The organism is Sphingopyxis sp. FD7 (genome assembly GCF_003609835.1).
GTDB lineage: Bacteria > Pseudomonadota > Alphaproteobacteria > Sphingomonadales > Sphingomonadaceae > Sphingopyxis.
The window spans coordinates 2,610,863-2,628,387 of the sequence record NZ_AP017898.1; the positions used below are offsets into that span (position 1 = coordinate 2,610,863).

Here is a 17,525-nt window from a genome sequence, read left to right on the forward strand (position 1 = left end):
GTTGACCCGGCACCGGTTGGGAGAGGGGGACGCCGTCAATCCCCTCTCATCCCGATCGAAAACTGCGAATCAAAACCGTCGGATCACATTCAGAAACGCATCGCCCCAAGCCTCGAGCTTCTTCGCGCCGACCCCCGGGATCGCGGCCAGGTCGCTGCGCGTCGCCGGACGTTCGCTCGCCATCGCGCGCAGCACCGCGTCGTGGAAGACGACATAGGGGGGCACGCCCGCCTCGGCGGCGAGCTCGCGCCGGACGCTGCGCAGCGCCTCGAACAGCGGGTCGCCGACGGGATTGGCGGCGCCTCGGTCGCTTCGGCTGGGCCGCTGCGTGCGCTTCGCCGGCGGCTCGGCGATCAGCACCGGGGCCTCGCCCTTCATCACCGCGCGGCCCGCAGGACCGAACATCAGCCCGCCATGCTCGGTGGTCGCAAGTGCCTCGCGTGCCATCAGCGTGCGCACCAGCGGCTTGATGAGCCGCGCTTCTTCGCCCTCGACGATGCCAAAAACCGAGAGCTTGTCGTGCCCGCGGCTGACGACCCGCGCGTCGCGCTTGCCGGTCAGCACCGCCTCGACATGGCCCGCGCCAAAGCTCTGCCCGGTGCGATAGACCGCGCTCATCAGTTTCTGCGCGAGCACCGTCGCGTCGAGTTGTTTGGGGGGATCGAGGCAGGTGTCGCAATTGCCGCAGCGTGTCGGCGGATTCTCGCCGAAATGGCGCAGCAGCAGCGCGCGGCGGCACTCGACCGTTTCGACCAGCGCCGCGAGCGCATCGAGCCGCGCCCGCTCGCCCGCCACGCGCGCCTCGGGCAGTTCGGACAGCCGCGCACGCGCGCGCGCGAAATCGTCGGCCGCCCACAGCATCAGCGCCTCGGCCGGATCGCCGTCGCGCCCCGCGCGGCCGGTTTCCTGATAATAGCTCTCGATCGATTTCGGCAGCCCGGCGTGCGCGACGAAGCGCACGTCGGGCTTGTCGATCCCCATGCCGAAGGCGACCGTCGCGGTGACGATGCCGTCCTCCGACGCCACAAAATCATGCTGCACAGCCATGCGTCGTTCAGGGTCGAGCCCGGCGTGATAGGCGGCCACGCTGCGCCCCGTCGCCGCGGCGAGCCGGTCGGCCATCCGCTCGGTCCCGTCGCGCGTCGGGCAATAGACGATCCCCGGCCCCGGATTGGCGGCGATGAAATCGGCGAGCTGCTTCGCCGGGCTGACGCGCGGCATCACGCGGTAGCGAATGTTCGGCCGATCGAAGCCCGCGAGCACGAGACCGTCGGCGGGAATGCCGAGCTGGACCAATATGTCCTCGCGCGTGTGCCGGTCGGCGGTCGCGGTGAGCGCCAGTCGCGGCACCGAGGGAAAGGCGTCGAGCAGCGGGCGCAGCAACCGGTAATCGGGCCGGAAATCATGCCCCCACTCGCTGACGCAATGCGCTTCGTCGATCGCGAACAGCGCGGGCGTCCGCGCCTCCATCAGCGACCGGAACCCCTCCCCCGTCGCGCGCTCCGGCGCGATATAGAGGAGGTCGAGCTGGCCGTCGCGATAGGCCTGGCGGGTATCGGCGAAATCGGCATCGACGCTGGTCAGCGACGCCGCTCTTATCCCCGCCGCCCGCGCCCCGCGCAGCTGGTCGTGCATCAGCGCGATCAGCGGCGACACGACGACGACGCAGCCGTCGAGCGCCACCGCGGGCAGCTGATAGGTCAGCGACTTGCCCGCCCCCGTCGGCATCACCGCCAGCGTGCGCTCGCCCGCCATGACGCGAGCGACGACATCGGCCTGACGGCCACGAAAATGGTCGAAACCGAAGGTGGATTTGAGGAGGGGGAGAAGCGCGTCGGCGGGAGAGGGCATGGCGCCGCCCTAGCAAGCGCGGCCGCGCGGGGGTAGGGGCTATCCCGCCGCGTCCTCCATAAACAACCAGCGGCCGCAGCCCCATGCCGCGACCGCGCCGGCGAGTTGCGCCGCCACGAACGCGGGCACATCGGCTGGCGCGATCCCGGCGAAACTGTCCGACAGGCTGCGCGCCACCGCAATCGCGGGATTGGCGAAGCTGGTCGACGAGGTGAACCAATAGGCCGCAGTAATATAGAGCGCGACGCTCGGCGCCACCCAGTCGGGGCGGTGCCGCACGGTGCCGAGGATCGTGAGGATCAAGCCAAAGGTCGCGACGAACTCGCCCGCCCATTGCCCGCCGCCGGTGCGCGCCTTTGCCGAAAATTGCAGCAGCGGCAGGTCGAACATCAGATGCGCCGCCCACACGCCCAGGATACCGCCCGCCAGCTGCGCGGCGACATAGAGCATCGCAGTGCGCGGCGCGATGCGGTGGCCAAGCGCCATCACCAGCGTCACCGCGGGGTTGAAATGCGCGCCCGACACCGGCCCCAGCATCGCGATCAGCACGAACAATATCGCCCCGGTCGCAAGCGCGTTGGCGAGCAGCGCGATCCCGACATTGCCGCCCGACAGCGTCTCCGCCATGATCCCCGACCCGACGACCGCCGCGAACAGGAAAAAGCTGCCGATCGCTTCGGCCGCGATCCGCCGGGTCACGCCGCGCCCTCCATCTGCCCGATCGCGTTCAGCGCCGCGCGGCGCTCGGCGGGCGTCATATCTTCGAGCGGCAGCGCGAGCATCGCGGCGACGCGCATTTCGAGCAGCCGGTATGTCTCGGCAAAGGCCGCATCTTCGGCCGCCGCGCCGCCCGTCACGTCGGCGGGGTCGGCCAGCCCCCAGTGCGCGCGCACCGGCGCGCCGGTGAACAGCGGACACGCCTCGCCCGCCGCATTGCCGCACACGGTGATCGCGATGTCGATGCGCGGCGCGCCCGGAGCGGCGAACGCGTCCCAGCTTTTCGAGCGAAACGCCGAAACGTCAAAGCCCTTGGCGCCGAGCAGGCGGAGCGCCGCGGGGTGCGGCACGCCCCTGGGCTTGCTCCCCGCGCTATACGCGGTGAGCCGCCCGTCGCCCATGCGCCCGATCAGCGCCTCGCCCAAAATGCTGCGCGCCGAATTGCCGGTGCACAGCACCAGCACGCCAAGCCCCTCCCCCGCCGTCATATCAACAGCAGACTTTGGGTGCCGCTTGCTGCGGCATGGTCGGCACACAGCACGCATCTTCGGCAGCATTGTCCGACGCGAGCGGCGCGAAATCGGGGCTGTCGCCATACACCGTCGCCTCACCGTTGGTCAGGAACGCTTCCCACACCACCCCGTCGGGATCGGCGATCCAGCTCTTTTCCGATTTGGCGTAGCAACAGGTCGTCGCGCCTTCCTCCAGCACCGGCGCCCCCGCGTTCTTCAGTCGGCCATAGACCGCCTTCAGCTCATCGGCATCCTCGACCTGCAACCCGACATGCTCGATCCCGCGATGCGCGCCGTCGCGCACCGAGATCGCGAAATTGATCCGCGGATCGTCGAGCATCCATTTGGCATAGTCGGGCTTGGTGACGCTCGGCGCGGCGCCGAACAGCCCGCTGTAAAAGGCAATCGACTTGTCGAGGTCGGCGACCCCGACGTGCATGTGAAACCGGCTCATGCGCTTTTCCTTTCGCTGTTGGAATCGGTGGTACATCCCGCCGCGGGCGCGCACGCCGCCCCGCCGCAGCAATTTTCCATGAGGAAGCCGACGAGCGCGGTCATCGCGCCATAGTCGGCCGAATAGATGAGCGAGCGCCCGTCGCGCCGCTGCGCGATCAGCCCCGCGTTCGTGAGCTGCGCAAGGTGGAAGGACAGCGACGACGCCGGCACCCCCAGCGCCTCGGCAATCGCTCCCGCCGCAAGCCCCTCGGGCCCCGCCTGCACGAGCAGCCGGAACAGCGCGAGCCGGTGCTCCTGCGCAAGCGCGCCGAGCGCGCGGATAATGGTTTCGGATTCCATCGGGATCTCCATGATTCGATAATAGTGGAAATATGGAAATTATGTGATGGCGTCAACAGATATTTCGGTAATATTCGAAATGATTGGTGGGAATGACGTAAACTCCGTCATTGCGAGCGAAGCGAAGCAATCTCCAGCTATCGACCTTCGCTGGCCCCGATAGCTGGAGATTGCTTCGTCGCGATGCTCCTCGCAATGACGGACAGGGCCGGTCCTAAACCGTCCCCTCCTCCTTCTCCGCCTGCTGCCGCGCCCACATGTCGGCATAGAGTCCGCGCATCCGCAGCAGCTCGTCGTGCGTGCCCGTCTCGGCGACCCGGCCCCGGTCGAGCACGATGATGCGGTCGGCGTTCGTCACCGTCGACAGGCGGTGCGCGATCACCAGGGTCGTTCGGCGCGCCGCGATGCGCTCCAGCGTGTCCTGGATCGCCGCCTCGGTGCGGCTGTCGAGCGCGCTCGTCGCTTCGTCGAGGATCAGTATCGGCGGATTCTTGAGCAAGGTCCGCGCGATCGCGACGCGCTGCTTCTCGCCGCCCGACAGCTTCAGCCCGCGTTCGCCGACCTCGGTGTCATAGCCCTGCGGCAACAGCGCGATAAAGCCGTCGATCGCCGCGCCCTCGGCCGCCGCCGCGATCTCGTCGGCGCTCGCGCCTTCGCGGCCATAGGCGATGTTGTAACCGATCGAATCGTTGAACAGCACCGTGTCCTGCGGGACGATGCCGATGCTCGCGCGCAGGCTTTGCTGGGTTACCTGCGATATGTCCTGCCCGTCGATCAGGATGCGCCCGCCCTGCGGATCGTAAAAGCGGAAGAGCAGCCGCGCGATCGTCGACTTGCCCGCCCCCGACGGCCCGACGATCGCCAGCGTCTCGCCCGCGCCGACGGCAAAGCTCACGCCGTTCAGGATCGTGCGGTCGGGCTCGTACCCGAAGACGACATTGTCGAACGTCACCGCCCCGCCGTTCACCGCCAGCGGCGCTGCGCCCGGCGCATCCGAAATCTCGGGCGGCGTATCGATCAGGCGGAACATCGCCTCCATGTCGACCAGCCCCTGGCGGATGACGCGGTACACCATGCCCAGCATGTCGAGCGGGCGGAACAGCTGCGCGAGCAACGTATTCACCAGCACCACATCGCCGACCTTATACTCGCCGACCGACCAGCCCCACACCGTATAGGCCATCGCCCCCGCAAGCGCGGCGTTGGTAATCAGGCTCTGCCCGATGTTGAGCCACGCCAGGCTGTTCTCGCTCTTCACCGCGGCACGCGCATATTGGTCGGCGACGTCGCGGTAGCGCGCTTCCTCGCGCGCCTCGGCGCCGAAATATTTGACGGTCTCGTAGTTCAAGAGGCTGTCGACGCTGCGCCCGATCGTCAGCGTGTCGAGGTCGTTCATCCGCGTGCGCAGCGCGTTGCGCCAGTCGGTCACCCGCCGCGTGAAGATGATATAGACGACGACCATCAGCGCGGTCGCGCTCGCCAGGCCGAAGCTGAACCTGGTCCAGAAGATGATGAGCACCGCGGCCAGCTCGATCACCGTCGGCGCGATGTTGAACAGCAGGAAATAGAGCATCGTGTCGATGCTCTTGGTGCCGCGCTCGATCACCTTGGTGACCTCGCCCGTCCGCCGCGCCAGATGAAAGCGCAGACTGAGCGCGTGGAGGTGGCTGAAGGTCGCGATCGCCAGCTCGCGCGTCGCATCCTGTCCGACGCGCTCGAACACGACGTTGCGGAGGTTGTCGAACAGCACCCCGGCGAAGCGTGCCCCGGCATAAGCGAGCACCAGCCCGATCGCGAGCGCGGCGCCATCCTCCAGCCCCGGCGCCATGCGGTCGATCGCCGCGCCATAGAGGAAGCCCATCGACAGCTGGACGCCCTTCGACGCGAGCACGATCAGCCCCGCAAGGATGATCCGCAGCTTCGCCTGCCGCTGCCCCGCCGGCCACAGATAGGGCAGGAAGCGCCGCAGCGTGGCGAGAACAGGCGGCTCGCGGCCGACATCGGCGGAGGTGGCGGTGTCAGGGGGCATGAGCGCCCCATGTAGGGGGGCGGAGCCGCGACGCCAAGCGGACTCAAGCTGCGCGGAACACTAATGTCTCACACAAAGGCACGAAGGCACAAAGAAATCATCTTCCGTTCGTGCTGAGCTTGTCGGAGCACCGTTCTTCCTTTTTCGAGCGGCGAACGGCGTTCAGGAGGTCTTTGTGCCTTCGTGCCTTTGTGTGAGATATTTCTTCTCTACCGCCCCGCGCGTTGCCCCACATGGCGGATGATGCGGTCGATCAGGCGGCGTTCTTCGGACGTTGGCGTCGGCACGATGGCTTCGGGCGGCAGCTGGCGGCGCCCGAACAGCGGACGGCGTGGGGGGACGAGGGGAGAGAAGCGCATGGGGGCGTGCCTTCGATCTGGCGGCGTCGCCCCCCGGCACCGCAGGTGGATCTGGTCCACGCCAGAGGTGAAGGCATGTGGTTGCAGATCACTGAAGAAGGCTGGTTACTGCTTTCTTTCCGGTACGGTGAAGGTGCCGGTGACGCGCCCGCCGGTGCCGCCCGCGATCGGATTGCCGTCGGGTCCGCGCGCCGCGCCGCGACCGTCGACCGTCGCGCGCCCGCTATTGAGGTCGATCACCAGCCGCCCGCCGCGCAGATTGTTGCCGCGCTGGCGCAGCTCGACATTGCCGACCATCGTGATCAGGCGGCGGTCGAGGTCGTAGATGGCGACATTGCCGCGCGCCGATTCGTCGCCCTTCACCACCGTCACGCCGCCGGTCGCGTCGAGCCGGTTGACGTCAGTGCCCCCGGCGCGCGTATAAGCGACGGTCATCCGCGGCGCGGTGACCGTCAGCCCCGCTTGCGTGACGCGGACCCCGCCCGCCAGCACCACGCGATCGGCGCGATCCTGCACCTCGATGCTGCCCGCGGCGAAATCGACCGGCGCATTGCTGTTGTGGTTGGCGAGCGCCTGCGCTGCCGCGCGATCGCCGCCGCCCGCCGACAGGATAGCCAGGCCTGTCAGCGCGAATCCCGCGCCTGCGAGCATCAGGCTCCTGGGCGTCCAAAGCCGGTTCATTCGATCACTCCCTGGTTGATCCGCAGCCGGGCGTTGCCCTCCAGCCGGACGATCCGCTTGTCGAGGTCGGCGGACAGTGCGTTGGCCGAAAACTGACCGATGTTCAACGCGCCTTCGACACCGCCCGTTCCGATCAGGCTGCGCGTCTTGAGATCGACCGCTACATTGCTCGCATCGAGCCGATAGCCGTTCGTGCCGCGCACGCGCACCGTGCCCGGCACCAGGACACGGCCGGTTTCCATATTATAGGCGCCCCGTTGCGCCACGATCGTCGCCGGACCATCGGTCAGGCGGATCGCACCGGACAGGTCGGTCATCCGTACGACGGGTTCGGCCGAGCTCTTCTGGACCGCGCTGCCCGCGAGCAGCGCAAAAGGCTGGCCCTTGGCGTCCTGTCCACGATATTCGGCGCGCGTCACCTTCATCCGTTCGCTCGCCATGTCGACCTTGTCCTTCGCGAGCAGGAAGCTGATCTCGGCGCGCTGGGTAAAGGGCGAAAAGACCAGCACCGCAGCGACCACGCCGATCACCAGCGGCAGGCCGTAACGCAGGATCCGCACCACGCGATCGTGGCTCGATCCGCTGCGCGCCCACATCTGGCGCTTCGTGCGGTCAAGATCGGCGCGTTCGGACATGCTTGCGAATCGACCCTCAGCTGTGCGCGAAAATATCGACCTCGGGCCAGCCGGCGAGGTCGAGCGCCGCGCGCGTCGGCAGGAAATCGAAACAGGCCTGCGCCAGTTCGGTGCGCCCCTCGCGCGCCAGCCGCGCGTCCAGAATCTCTTTCATCGCGTGCAGGAAACGCACGTCGCTCGCGGCATAGTCGCGCTGCGCCTCGCTGAGTTCGGCGGCGCCCCAGTCGCTCGACTGCTGCTGCTTCGACACTTCCTGCCCCAAGAGTTCGCGCACCAGTTCCTTCAGCCCGTGGCGGTCGGTATAGGTGCGAACCAGTCGCGAGGCGATCTTGGTGCAATAGACGGGCGCGGTGACGACGCCGAGCGCCTGCTGCAAGGCGGCGATGTCGAAGCGCGCGAAATGAAAAAGTTTCAATCGGCCGGGATCGGTCAGGATCGCCTTCAGCACCGGCGCATCATAGTCGCTGCCGGGTCTGAAGCGGACGAGATGCTCGTCGCCCGACCCGTCGCTGATCTGGACGAGGCAGAGCCGATCGCGCAGCGGATTGAGCCCCATGGTTTCGGTATCGACCGCAACGGCGCCCGCGCCCAGCACGCCTTCGGGCAGGTCTTCTTCGTGGAAATATACGCTCATCCCGCCGCCTTAGGCCAAGCGGCCGCGCCGCTCAATGACTGGTTTTCGCTGGCCTGTCGGGCGCGGAAAGGGGCACGGCAATTCGCGCCATATCCGCAAAGGCGCCGCTGCAATTTTCTGTTCGCAGCCTGTGGATAATTAGGCTATATCTTGCGTCCTTGGTGGCATGGGGCGAGTCCGTGCCCGTGGTGAACTGCGTCCCCGTCCGGCGCAAGGAGCCGGTAAAATGGGGTGTGGACGACCGAAAGCGACTACTAAGCAATGAGTTTCAACAAGGATCGCCGTGGCCATCGGGGACGCGGCAGGCGCGATGATTTCGGCAATTTCGACAGTTTTGAACCGGCCCCCTATGGCGGCGATTCCTACGGCGGCGGACGCGGCGGCTTCGGCGATCGCGATCGTGGCGGCTTCGGCGGTGGCGACCGCGGCGGCTTTGGCGACCGCGGCGGCTTTGGCGGCGGCGACCGGGGCGGTGGCTTCGGCGGTGGACGCGGCGGCGGCATGCCTGCGCAGGTCGTCGGCGAAGGCCAGGGCACGGTAAAGTTCTTCAACCCGTCGAAGGGCTTTGGTTTCATCGCCCGCGAAGACGGCGGTGAGGACGTGTTCGTCCACATCAGCGCGGTCGAACAGGCGGGGCTTCAGGGCCTCGCGTCGGGCCAGCCGCTCGCCTTCACGCTCGTCGAGCGCAACGGCAAGGTGTCGGCGATCGACCTCAAGATCGAGGGCGAACCCATGCCGGTCGAAGAGTTTGCCCCGCGTCAGCGCGAGGATCGCCCCGGCGGCGCGCGCGGGCGGCGGCAGCTGACCGGCGAACGCACTTCGGGAACGGTGAAGTTCTTCAACACGACCAAAGGCTTTGGCTTCATCGCGCGCGACGATGGCCAGGCCGACGCCTTCGTCCACATCAGCGCGGTGCAGCGCGCGGGCATGGCGGGCCTCGAAGAAGGCGACCGCGTCGCGTTCGACATCGAGGTCGACGACCGCGGCAAGTTCGCCGCGGTGAACCTGCAGCCGCATCAGGACTGATCGGCGGCACGACCGGAAACGCAAAGGGCGGCCATGAGGCCGCCCTTTTTGTTGGCAGGTCGGGCCGGAGAAGGCGGCTATCCGCTCCCTGGCGCGCTCAACCCGCGCGCCGCGCCAGCCATATGCCGACAATCATCAACGCGATCCCGGCGACGCGTTTCAGGTCGATTGCCGAGCGGATGGCGCCGAACAGGCCGAAATGGTCGATCGTCGCGGCGCTCACGAGCTGGCCGAAGAGCACGAAGAAGATCGCATTGCCGACGCCGAAGCGCGGCGCAATGAAGGTCACGGCGATCACGTAAAAGGCGACGAACAGCCCGCCGGCATAGAAATGCGCGGGAATGTCGCCCGTGAAGCGCACCGCGCCAAGCGACCCGGTCAGCAGCGCGCCCGCCGCAGCGATCAGGAAGGCGAGGCCAAAGAGGATCATCGACGCGGCCATCGGGCTGCCGAGCCGCGCACCAAGCCCGCCGTTCAGCGCCGCGAGGATCGGAATGCCGACGCCGGTGAGAAACATGATGGCGGCAAAGGCGGGCGCGGCATTGTTCACGGTCATATCTGGGGCTCCTCGGGTGGCTTTTGCAGCGCGCGATATGCGGCGACGGGCAAGCCGCCCACCCCCCAATTGTCCAGATCGACCTCGTCGATATTGACCACGGTGGTCGCGGGATTCTTGGCGAGCACGCGCTGGAGCAGGTCGGTCACCCCGGCGATCAGCTCGGCCTTCTGCGCGGGCGTCGCACCCTCGCGCGTGATGCGGATGTTGACATAGGGCATGATTATTCTCCCGTCAGAGTCCCAGGTCTTCCAGCTCCGGATGATCGTCGGGTCGGCGGTCACCCCGCCCGTCGCGCGGCCAGAGCAGCAGGCGGTCGGCGGCGGCGATCGCCACATCGTTGATGCTTGCGATCCGTCGGCGCATCGTGCCGTCTTCGCAAAACTCCCAATTCTCGTTGCCATAGGACCGCCACCAGCGTCCTTCGGCATCGTGCCATTCATAGGCGAATCGCACGGCGATGCGGTTGCCGGAAAAGGCCCACAGGCCCTTCACCAGCCGATAATCCCTTTCACGCCGCCATTTGTCGGTCAGAAAGTCGACGATCGCGCTCTGCCCCGAAAGGAAGGTCGAGCGATTTCGCCACTCGCTGTCCGCGCTATAGGCCAGCGCGACGCGCGCAGGATCGCGGCTGTTCCAGGCGTCCTCGGCCAGACGAACCTTGCGCGCCGCGCCGGCGGCGTCGAAGGGCGGAAGCGGGGGTCGGGACATGGGTGCGGCCTTTCAGGCAAAGGGGGTGGCAAATTCGATGCGGATGCCGCCGGGCATCGCGCAGATGAAATGGTGCGTGGCCGCACCCTCGCGGATCGGTTCGGGGTCGAACTCGATCGTCACCCCGGGATAGCCCTGCACGCTTGCAAAGACGGCGCGCAGCGCGTCGAGATCGGCGACCGCGAGCGCGAGATGATGGAGGCCGATGTTGGCGCGGCGATCGAAGCGCGTCGCGCGTGCAGGGTCGGCGACTTGCCAAAGCGTGAGCAGCGTCGTGCCGTCGGACACGAAGATCGCGGGATAGTCGGGGCGTTCGGCGGCGACGGTAAAGCCGAGCGCATCGACGAAAAAGTCGCGCGCCTCGGCGACGTCGCGAACGGCGAGCCCGACATGGTGCGCGCCACGGGTCATGGCTGTGGTCATCGATGATCCTTTCCTGGTCAAAAATCCGTCGGCAGGGCAGCCCGGCTGCGCGGCCGATGTCGCGCGGCGTGGGGCGCGGAGGCGTCACCCCTCCTCGTCATGGTCTCACGACGCAGCCGGCCAGCCTGGCATCGCCGGAAAGCCGGGCAGCGCGGCGATGCGGCGCGTCCAGTCGCGGATGCGCGGCCATCGGTCCAGGTCGATCCCGCCGTCGGGCGCGAGCGCGAGATAGGGGCTGGCGGCGATGTCGGCGATCGTCAGCCGGTCGCCGACGAGCCAGTCGCGCGCCGCCAGATGCGCCTCGACGACCGACAGGATGCGATCGGTGACCGCCGCGGCGCGTTCGCGGTCGATCGACCAGTCGAACAGCCGCTCGGCGCGCAGCAGCGCGGGGCCGTTGAAAATCTCGTTCGCCGCGTGCGACAGCCAGACCATGATCGCACCACGTTCTTCGGGGGTGCGCCCGTCCCAGTCACCGGGGCGGTGGCGCGCGGCGAGATAGGCGAGGATCGCCTGGCTGTCGCGCAGGACGAAATCGCCTTCGACAAGGACGGGGATCTGCGCCATCGGGTTGAGCGCGCGAAAGGCATCGGTTCGCCGCGCCGCGGCGTCGGTGGCCTGCTCCTCCCATGCAAGTCCCAGAAAGGCGAGCGCGATGCGCACCTTGTGCGCATTGCCCGACATCGCCGAGCCGTAAAGGCGGATCATCTCCTCAGCCCCCCCTGGTTTCGGCGCGCAGGGCGGCCAGCTCGGCGCGCAGTTGGTTGAGTTCGGCCGCCATCGGGCGGATCGCGGCCGAAATCTCGGCCTCGGTGAAGCGCGGCGTGATATGCTGCGAGCAGTTCCACTCCCAGCCGATCACGTCGATGAAGAAGGCGCGCTCGGGCGTCGCGCGATACCCTTCGGGCATCAACGCGGTGACTGCGGCAGGATCGTCGGCGATCTCGACGATGCTCGCATGGCCGATCAGTTTCAGCCGGTCGCGGTTCGGATAGTCCATCAGGAACAGCGAGACGCGGTCGTTGCCCGTCAGGTTCGCGGTGCTGATATATTGCTTGTTGCCGCGATAATCCGCGAAACCGATGCGGTTGCCCGATATGTGCCGCAGGAAACCTGCGGGGCCGCCGCGGTGCTGCATATAGGGCCAGCCCTCGGCGTTGACGCTTGCCATATAGAAGCTGTCACGCTGCGCGATGAAACCCAGTTCCTTTGCCGTCAGCGCGTCGGGCGTGCCGTCGGCGCCCGCGTCCATCTTCAGATAGGACGCGCGCGAACCATGCCGTTCCTGCGCGGCCATGACCGCCTCGTCGAACAGCGTGTGGCGGTAGTTGCGTGCCATCGTCCTGCTTTCCTCCGGTGGAGCGAACGGAGGCCTTTCGGGAGAGAGGGGGGGACCACCTCCGTTCGCAGCGCCGATGTAGGACATTGCGACATGCGTGATAATCAGCGACTATCGAACATCTTAATTCCATAATATGGAATAATCATGGATCGTCTGCTCACGCTGGAAATGTTCGTCGCGGTGGCGGACGAGGGCGGTTTTGCCGCCGCGGCGCGCAAGCTCGGCAGTTCGCCGCCCGCGGTGACGCGCGGAATCGCGGCGCTCGAGGCGCGGCTCGGCACCGCACTCTTCCACCGCTCGACGCGCGCGGTGGCGCTGACCGACGCCGGGGCGGCCTTTCTGGGCGAAGCGCGGCGCATCCTCGCCGACCTTGCGGGCGCCGAACGCGCGCTTCGCGGCGCCGCGGCGGTGCCGCGCGGCCAGCTTCATCTGACTGCGCCGGTCATGTTCGGGCGGCTGCATGTGCTCCCCGTGGTTGACGCGATGCTGGCCGAGCACCGCGAGCTCGGCGTGCGGATGATGCTGATCGACCGCAATGTCCGCATCGTCGAGGAAGGTATCGATGTCGCGGTGCGGATCGGCGCGCTCACCGATTCGGGGCTGAAGGCGGTGCGGATCGGCCGGGTGCGTCAGATGCTCGTCGCGAGCCCCGCCTATCTCGCGCGCCGCGGCGCGCCGCATCGCGTGGCCGACCTCAAGGGGCATGATCTGATCGGTACGATGGGGCCGCGCTGGACGAGCGAATGGCAGTTTGCGCGCACCCGCTGGCGCCTGCCCGCGCCGCCCCGGCTGACCGTCAACACTGTCGACGGCGTGCTCGCGGCAGCCGAAGCGGGATTGGGGATTGCGAATCTTTTATCCTATCAGCTTGCCGAAGCGATCGACGCGGGGCGGCTGATCGCGCTGCTGGAGCAGGATCAACCGCCCGCGCTGCCCGTCCACCTGCTGTTCGAGCCGTCGCGCGCGGCGCTGCCCGCGGTCCGGCTGTTCGTCGAGGCGATGCAGGCGCGGATGCGCATGGCGGGACTGGGATGAAGGGGGAAGCGTTGGGCCGGGAAGCGAACCTTCGTCTTACTGTTGTACCCCGGCGAAAGCCGGGGTCCAGGGCGCCCAGGAGCAGGCGTTGGCTTATCCCGCTCTGGACCCCGGCTTTCGCCGGGGTACGGCGCCTATCGCCCGCAACCTCTCAGAACTGATATGCCAACCCGCCGCCGAACAGCCATTGGTCCGCGTCGCCGATGTCGGCAACGATCGGCGAGCGGGCGAAGCGTTGGCCGAGACGGCCATATTGCGCGCCGCCGAGCAGGACAAAACCTTTGCGCAGATCGCCCGACAGCGCATAGGCGCCCGCGATCCCGAGCGTATATTTGCCTGCGGTCGCCCTTTTCCCCGCGCCGTCATAGACGGGCAGTCCGCTCGCCGCGCTGCCCGCGGGGTCGATGTCATAATAATAGCGGCCGAAACCCTTGCCGTAAAAATTGACCGACGCCGACACGCCGACATAGGCGCGCTTTGACAAGGGGGTGCCGTAATCGATCGTCGGCGAGGCGGCCCAGCTGCCGTGGCGGCCCGAGACATCCTTGAGCGCGACGACACGAAAGGCGACCTGATCATAGGCGCTGGTGATGACGCCGGTGTGCGAAATCCCCGCGAACAGCCCGGCTTCGACCGCTATCTTGCGCTTGCCGAGCGCCGCGACCTGCGGATCGTCGATCTTGCCGGTGCGGTCACTGCGCAGGCTGATGATCGGACCGAACTTGAAATCGGTCTTCTGCCCGCGGCGCTGGCGGATCAGGTCGACCTGAAAATTGGTGCCGCGCGTCGAGAAGGAATAGCCGCTGATCCGGCCGCGCAGATAAATGGCGGGGACGAGGCGGCGATCGTCGGCGCCATTATATTCGGGGGTGCTGAGCACGCCCGCGGCGACCGCGAAATAGTCGCGCGACCAGGTGCGTTCGGGATCGTCGTCGTCGGGCCGCGCCGCGGGCAACAGGATATTGTCGTCAATATCGCTATCCTGAAGGTAGCGCGGCGCATCGTCGGACCTGTGCGGGACGGCGATACCGCCCTCCTCCGCAAGATCGGCGGGCGGCGAGGCTTCTTCGGCAGCTGCCGGAGTGATCGCCAGCGCCGCGGCGGCAAACAGGATCAGCTCTCGCGCGGGATGGCGGAGTCGCGTCGAACGGGGCGTGGACATGCGTTGGTCATTCCTATGCTCTTGCCCCTCTTGCCAAGCGTGTAAGTAAAGCGCGCGCTATTGCAACGACTTCGTCTTGCGATGGGGCGATTTTGCTTCCATGCGTCTTTCATGCACCGCTTCGCCACCGCCGCTTTCCCTGTCCTTCGCGTCCGCTTCGTGTCGCCGCGCGGATGAGCCGCGTGGCGCGCCTTGTCGGCTATGCGCTGATGGCCGCCGCGGCGCTGCTGGCACTGGCGATGCGGCGCGGAACGGTCGAAAGCGTCGGCCCCTTCCCCGTCGCCGCGATCGCGCTGCTCGTCGGCATGGTGGGGGTGATGCTGGTGTTCACCGACCTGATGGTGCGCGGGCTTTATGCCCAGCTGGATGCTGCGAAACGGCGCGAGCGCGAGTCCGACCGGAGGGACGAGTGAACCCTTTTCGTTCGACACCCCATGCGCTTGGCAGTATGACCGCGCGATGACCGACCGTCCGCATACGCCGCTGCTCGACACGGTGGATGTCCCCGCCGACCTCCGCAAGCTGAAGCCCGAAGATCTCCGTCAGTTCGCCGACGAGCTGCGCGCCGAGATGATTTCCGCCGTCGGGATGACGGGCGGGCATCTGGGATCGGGGCTCGGCGTCGTCGAACTGACGACCGCGATCCACTATGTATTCGACACGCCGCGCGACAAGCTGGTGTGGGACGTCGGCCACCAATGCTATCCGCACAAGATCATCACCGGGCGCCGCGACCGGATTCGCACGTTGCGCCAGGGCGGCGGCCTGTCGGGCTTCACCAAGCGCAGCGAGAGCGAATATGACCCGTTCGGCGCGGCGCATTCGTCGACGTCGATCAGCGCGGCGCTGGGCTTTGCGATCGCCAACAAGCTGAACGACCAGCCCGGCCGCGCGATCGCGGTCATCGGCGACGGGTCGATGTCGGCGGGCATGGCCTATGAGGCGATGAACAACGCCAAACAGGCGGGCAACCGGCTGATCGTCATTCTGAACGACAATGACATGTCGATCGCGCCGCCGGTTGGGGGGCTTTCGGCCTATCTCGCCAGGCTCGTGTCGTCGCGCCCGTTCCTCGAGCTGCGCGAGATCGCGCGGCGCTTTGCGCGCAAGCTGCCCGAGCCGCTGCACAAGGCGGCGAAAAAGACCGACGAATATGCCCGCGGCATGGCGATGGGCGGCACCTTGTTCGAGGAGCTGGGCTTTTATTATGTCGGGCCGATCGACGGGCATAATCTCGACCATCTGATCCCCGTGCTCGAAAATGTCCGCGACAGCGAGCATGGCCCGGTGCTGATCCACGCGGTGACCAAGAAGGGCAAGGGCTATGCCCCCGCCGAAGCCGCCGCCGACAAATATCATGGCGTCCAGAAGTTCGACGTCATCACCGGCGAACAGGCGAAGGCGCCGCCGGGACCGCCCGCCTATCAGAATGTCTTCGGCGAAACGCTCGCGAAGCTCGCCGAAACCGACAAGCGCATCGTCGCGATCACCGCGGCGATGCCGTCGGGCACCGGCGTCGACAAGTTCGCGAAGGCGCATCCCGACCGCAGCTTCGACGTCGGCATCGCCGAACAACATGCGGTCACCTTTGCCGCGGGACTGGCGGCGCAGGGGATGCGGCCGTTCGCGGCGATCTATTCGACCTTTCTCCAGCGCGCCTATGATCAGGTCGTGCATGACGTGGCGATCCAGAATCTGCCCGTGCGTTTCGCGATCGACCGCGCGGGGCTGGTCGGCGCCGACGGGTCGACGCACGCAGGCTCGTTCGACATCACCTATCTCGCGACCCTGCCCAATATGATCGTGATGGCGGCGGCCGACGAGGCCGAGCTGGTCCATATGACCTATACCGCCGCCGAACATGACGACGGCCCGATCGCCTTCCGCTATCCGCGCGGCAATGGCACCGGGGTTGCCTTGCCCGAGGTTCCGATGAAGCTGGAGATCGGCAAGGGCCGTATCGTGCGCGAAGGCAAGACGGTAGCGATCCTGTCGCTCGGCACGCGATTGGCGGAGGCGCTCAAGGCCGCCGACACTTTGGAAGCGCGTGGGCTGTCCACCAGCGTCATCGACCTGCGTTTCGCCAAGCCGCTCGACGTGGACCTGATCCGCCGGACGCTCGCGAACCACGAAGTGTGCGTGACGATCGAGGAAGGCAGCATCGGCGGGCTCGGCGCGCATGTGCTGACGCTCGCGAGCGACGAGGGGCTGATCGACGCGGGGCTGAAACTGCGCACGATGCGCCTGCCCGATGTCTTCCAGGACCAGGACAAGCCCGAACTGCAATATGACGCGGCGGGGCTCAACGCGCCGCAGATCGTGGATACGGTGCTGAAAGCGCTGCGGCATAACAGCGCGGGGGTCGAGGAAGCGGGCGCGCGGGCTTAGAGCGTCGTGCGCTAAATCGGCGACACTTCAATTCCGTTCGTGTCGAGCGAAGTCGAGACACCCATCGACGTTGCGCGATGCCGAGGGGTGTCTCGACTTCGCTCGACACGAACGGGAAGATGGCTCAGATTAAACGCGCGCTGCTCTGGCGGTAAACCTCGCGTCGATGGCCGATGGTGATCAATATAATCACCATTGTGCCATCCTCGATCTTTGCGATCACCCGATAATTGCCGATGCGGTAGCGCCAATGTCCCGCGTAATCACCAACCAGTGCATGACCGCGCTGACGGGGGTCATCCAACTGTGCAACATCAATCATCGTCCGCGTGATGCGATCCGCCTGCTTGATGTCGATCTTGCGAAGCTGCTTACGCGCCTGGTCCGAAACCTCAAGCGTCCAGCCCAAGTTCCCGCCTTACCTGTTCGATCGAGACATTCTTGCTTGGATCATAATCGGCCAAAGCTTCTTCGAGTAGCGCTATGTCTTCGAGATCGTCGATATATTCCTCGATCGCTTTGCGGGCGAGAGCGGTTTTTGTCCGGCCAGACCGCTTCGCGGCACTTGCGAGCCGATCTTCCAATTCCTTGTCGAGGCGGATGGCGAGCATCAGGATTCTCCTTTGCTATACAAGTATAGCATTTTAAATCGGCCGGCAAGGATAGCGA

General features: G+C 66.8%; 23 protein-coding genes. 4 read left to right on the forward strand and 19 right to left on the reverse strand.

Going from position 1 to position 17,525, the window contains the following annotated elements; translation table 11 throughout:
* Positions 1-69: 69 nt before the first annotated feature.
* The 10 genes from recQ to SPYCA_RS12445 all read right to left on the reverse strand — a co-directional run bounded on the left by recQ (position 70) and on the right by SPYCA_RS12445 (position 8,213).
* Positions 70-1,851, reverse strand: a complete 1,782-nt coding sequence (recQ, locus tag SPYCA_RS12405) for a DNA helicase RecQ (RefSeq protein ID WP_120220838.1) — start codon at positions 1,849-1,851, stop codon at positions 70-72.
* A 39-nt stretch (positions 1,852-1,890) separates the two neighbouring features.
* Positions 1,891-2,550 (reverse strand): aquaporin, encoded by a 660-nt coding sequence (locus SPYCA_RS12410; protein WP_120220840.1) that lies wholly within the window; start codon positions 2,548-2,550, stop codon positions 1,891-1,893.
* Positions 2,547-3,056 (reverse strand): arsenate reductase ArsC, encoded by a 510-nt coding sequence (locus SPYCA_RS12415; RefSeq protein ID WP_120220842.1) that lies wholly within the window; start codon positions 3,054-3,056, stop codon positions 2,547-2,549. The genes SPYCA_RS12410 and SPYCA_RS12415 overlap by 4 nt, the downstream gene beginning before the upstream one ends.
* Before the next feature lies 1 nt (position 3,057).
* The gene (locus SPYCA_RS12420; RefSeq protein WP_120220844.1) at positions 3,058-3,534 is read right to left on the reverse strand and encodes an ArsI/CadI family heavy metal resistance metalloenzyme; all 477 of its coding nucleotides are present in this window, start codon (positions 3,532-3,534) and stop codon (positions 3,058-3,060) included.
* Positions 3,531-3,875, reverse strand: a complete 345-nt coding sequence (locus SPYCA_RS12425; protein ID WP_120220846.1) for an ArsR/SmtB family transcription factor — start codon at positions 3,873-3,875, stop codon at positions 3,531-3,533. The genes SPYCA_RS12420 and SPYCA_RS12425 overlap by 4 nt, the downstream gene beginning before the upstream one ends.
* 214 nt (positions 3,876-4,089) lie before the next feature.
* Positions 4,090-5,904, reverse strand: a complete 1,815-nt coding sequence (locus tag SPYCA_RS12430; protein ID WP_120220848.1) for an ABCB family ABC transporter ATP-binding protein/permease — start codon at positions 5,902-5,904, stop codon at positions 4,090-4,092.
* A 209-nt stretch (positions 5,905-6,113) separates the two neighbouring features.
* Positions 6,114-6,263: a hypothetical protein gene (locus SPYCA_RS19280; RefSeq protein ID WP_172595061.1), complete on the reverse strand. Its 150-nt coding sequence runs from the start codon at positions 6,261-6,263 to the stop codon at positions 6,114-6,116.
* A gap of 105 nt (positions 6,264-6,368) precedes the next feature.
* Positions 6,369-6,944: an LptA/OstA family protein gene (locus tag SPYCA_RS12435; protein ID WP_172595062.1), complete on the reverse strand. Its 576-nt coding sequence runs from the start codon at positions 6,942-6,944 to the stop codon at positions 6,369-6,371.
* The gene (gene lptC, locus SPYCA_RS12440; protein ID WP_120220850.1) at positions 6,941-7,579 is read right to left on the reverse strand and encodes an LPS export ABC transporter periplasmic protein LptC; all 639 of its coding nucleotides are present in this window, start codon (positions 7,577-7,579) and stop codon (positions 6,941-6,943) included. Before lptC ends, SPYCA_RS12435 begins: the two co-directional genes overlap by 4 nt.
* Positions 7,580-7,595: 16 nt before the next feature.
* Positions 7,596-8,213, reverse strand: coding sequence for a ribonuclease D (locus SPYCA_RS12445; protein WP_120220852.1), 618 nt, complete (start codon positions 8,211-8,213; stop codon positions 7,596-7,598).
* Between the two features lie 261 nt (positions 8,214-8,474).
* On the opposite strand from SPYCA_RS12445, the gene SPYCA_RS19720 reads away from it, so the two are divergent.
* The gene (locus SPYCA_RS19720; protein ID WP_120220854.1) at positions 8,475-9,239 is read left to right on the forward strand and encodes a cold-shock protein; all 765 of its coding nucleotides are present in this window, start codon (positions 8,475-8,477) and stop codon (positions 9,237-9,239) included.
* Positions 9,240-9,336: 97 nt separating this feature from the next.
* Here SPYCA_RS19720 and SPYCA_RS12455 read toward each other — a convergent pair whose 3' ends face one another.
* From SPYCA_RS12455 to SPYCA_RS12480, 6 genes are all read right to left on the reverse strand, one after another.
* Positions 9,337-9,795: a DMT family transporter gene (locus SPYCA_RS12455; protein ID WP_120220856.1), complete on the reverse strand. Its 459-nt coding sequence runs from the start codon at positions 9,793-9,795 to the stop codon at positions 9,337-9,339.
* Positions 9,792-10,016 (reverse strand): tautomerase family protein, encoded by a 225-nt coding sequence (locus SPYCA_RS12460; protein ID WP_120220858.1) that lies wholly within the window; start codon positions 10,014-10,016, stop codon positions 9,792-9,794. Before SPYCA_RS12460 ends, SPYCA_RS12455 begins: the two co-directional genes overlap by 4 nt.
* Before the next feature lie 13 nt (positions 10,017-10,029).
* Positions 10,030-10,506, reverse strand: coding sequence for a nuclear transport factor 2 family protein (locus SPYCA_RS12465; RefSeq protein ID WP_120220860.1), 477 nt, complete (start codon positions 10,504-10,506; stop codon positions 10,030-10,032).
* Between the two features lie 12 nt (positions 10,507-10,518).
* On the reverse strand, positions 10,519-10,929 hold the full coding sequence (locus tag SPYCA_RS12470) for a VOC family protein (RefSeq protein ID WP_120220862.1): 411 nt from the start codon (positions 10,927-10,929) through the stop codon (positions 10,519-10,521).
* A 105-nt stretch (positions 10,930-11,034) separates the two neighbouring features.
* Complete coding sequence (locus SPYCA_RS12475) at positions 11,035-11,637, reverse strand: glutathione S-transferase family protein (protein WP_120220864.1); 603 nt, start codon at positions 11,635-11,637, stop codon at positions 11,035-11,037.
* A 4-nt stretch (positions 11,638-11,641) separates the two neighbouring features.
* A complete protein-coding gene (locus SPYCA_RS12480; protein ID WP_120220866.1) occupies positions 11,642-12,268 on the reverse strand; it encodes a pyridoxamine 5'-phosphate oxidase family protein in 627 nt (208 codons plus the stop codon).
* 147 nt (positions 12,269-12,415) lie between these two features.
* On the opposite strand from SPYCA_RS12480, the gene SPYCA_RS12485 reads away from it, so the two are divergent.
* Positions 12,416-13,306: a LysR family transcriptional regulator gene (locus SPYCA_RS12485; RefSeq protein ID WP_120220868.1), complete on the forward strand. Its 891-nt coding sequence runs from the start codon at positions 12,416-12,418 to the stop codon at positions 13,304-13,306.
* A gap of 151 nt (positions 13,307-13,457) precedes the next feature.
* On the opposite strand, the gene SPYCA_RS12490 is transcribed toward SPYCA_RS12485, so the two are convergent.
* Entirely contained in the window at positions 13,458-14,468 is a 1,011-nt protein-coding gene (locus SPYCA_RS12490) for a MipA/OmpV family protein (protein WP_120220870.1), read from the reverse strand.
* 182 nt (positions 14,469-14,650) lie between these two features.
* On the opposite strand from SPYCA_RS12490, the gene SPYCA_RS12495 reads away from it, so the two are divergent.
* Together SPYCA_RS12495 and dxs are read left to right on the forward strand one after the other, a co-directional pair.
* Complete coding sequence (locus SPYCA_RS12495; RefSeq protein WP_120220872.1) at positions 14,651-14,881, forward strand: hypothetical protein; 231 nt, start codon at positions 14,651-14,653, stop codon at positions 14,879-14,881.
* 46 nt (positions 14,882-14,927) lie between these two features.
* Positions 14,928-16,856: a 1-deoxy-D-xylulose-5-phosphate synthase gene (gene dxs / locus SPYCA_RS12500; RefSeq protein ID WP_120220874.1), complete on the forward strand. Its 1,929-nt coding sequence runs from the start codon at positions 14,928-14,930 to the stop codon at positions 16,854-16,856.
* 124 nt (positions 16,857-16,980) lie between these two features.
* On the opposite strand, the gene SPYCA_RS12505 is transcribed toward dxs, so the two are convergent.
* The gene (locus tag SPYCA_RS12505; RefSeq protein WP_120220876.1) at positions 16,981-17,265 is read right to left on the reverse strand and encodes a type II toxin-antitoxin system RelE family toxin; all 285 of its coding nucleotides are present in this window, start codon (positions 17,263-17,265) and stop codon (positions 16,981-16,983) included.
* Positions 17,249-17,467: a type II toxin-antitoxin system RelB family antitoxin gene (gene relB, locus SPYCA_RS12510; RefSeq protein WP_120220878.1), complete on the reverse strand. Its 219-nt coding sequence runs from the start codon at positions 17,465-17,467 to the stop codon at positions 17,249-17,251. The genes SPYCA_RS12505 and relB overlap by 17 nt, the downstream gene beginning before the upstream one ends.
* Positions 17,468-17,525: the final 58 nt, after the last annotated feature.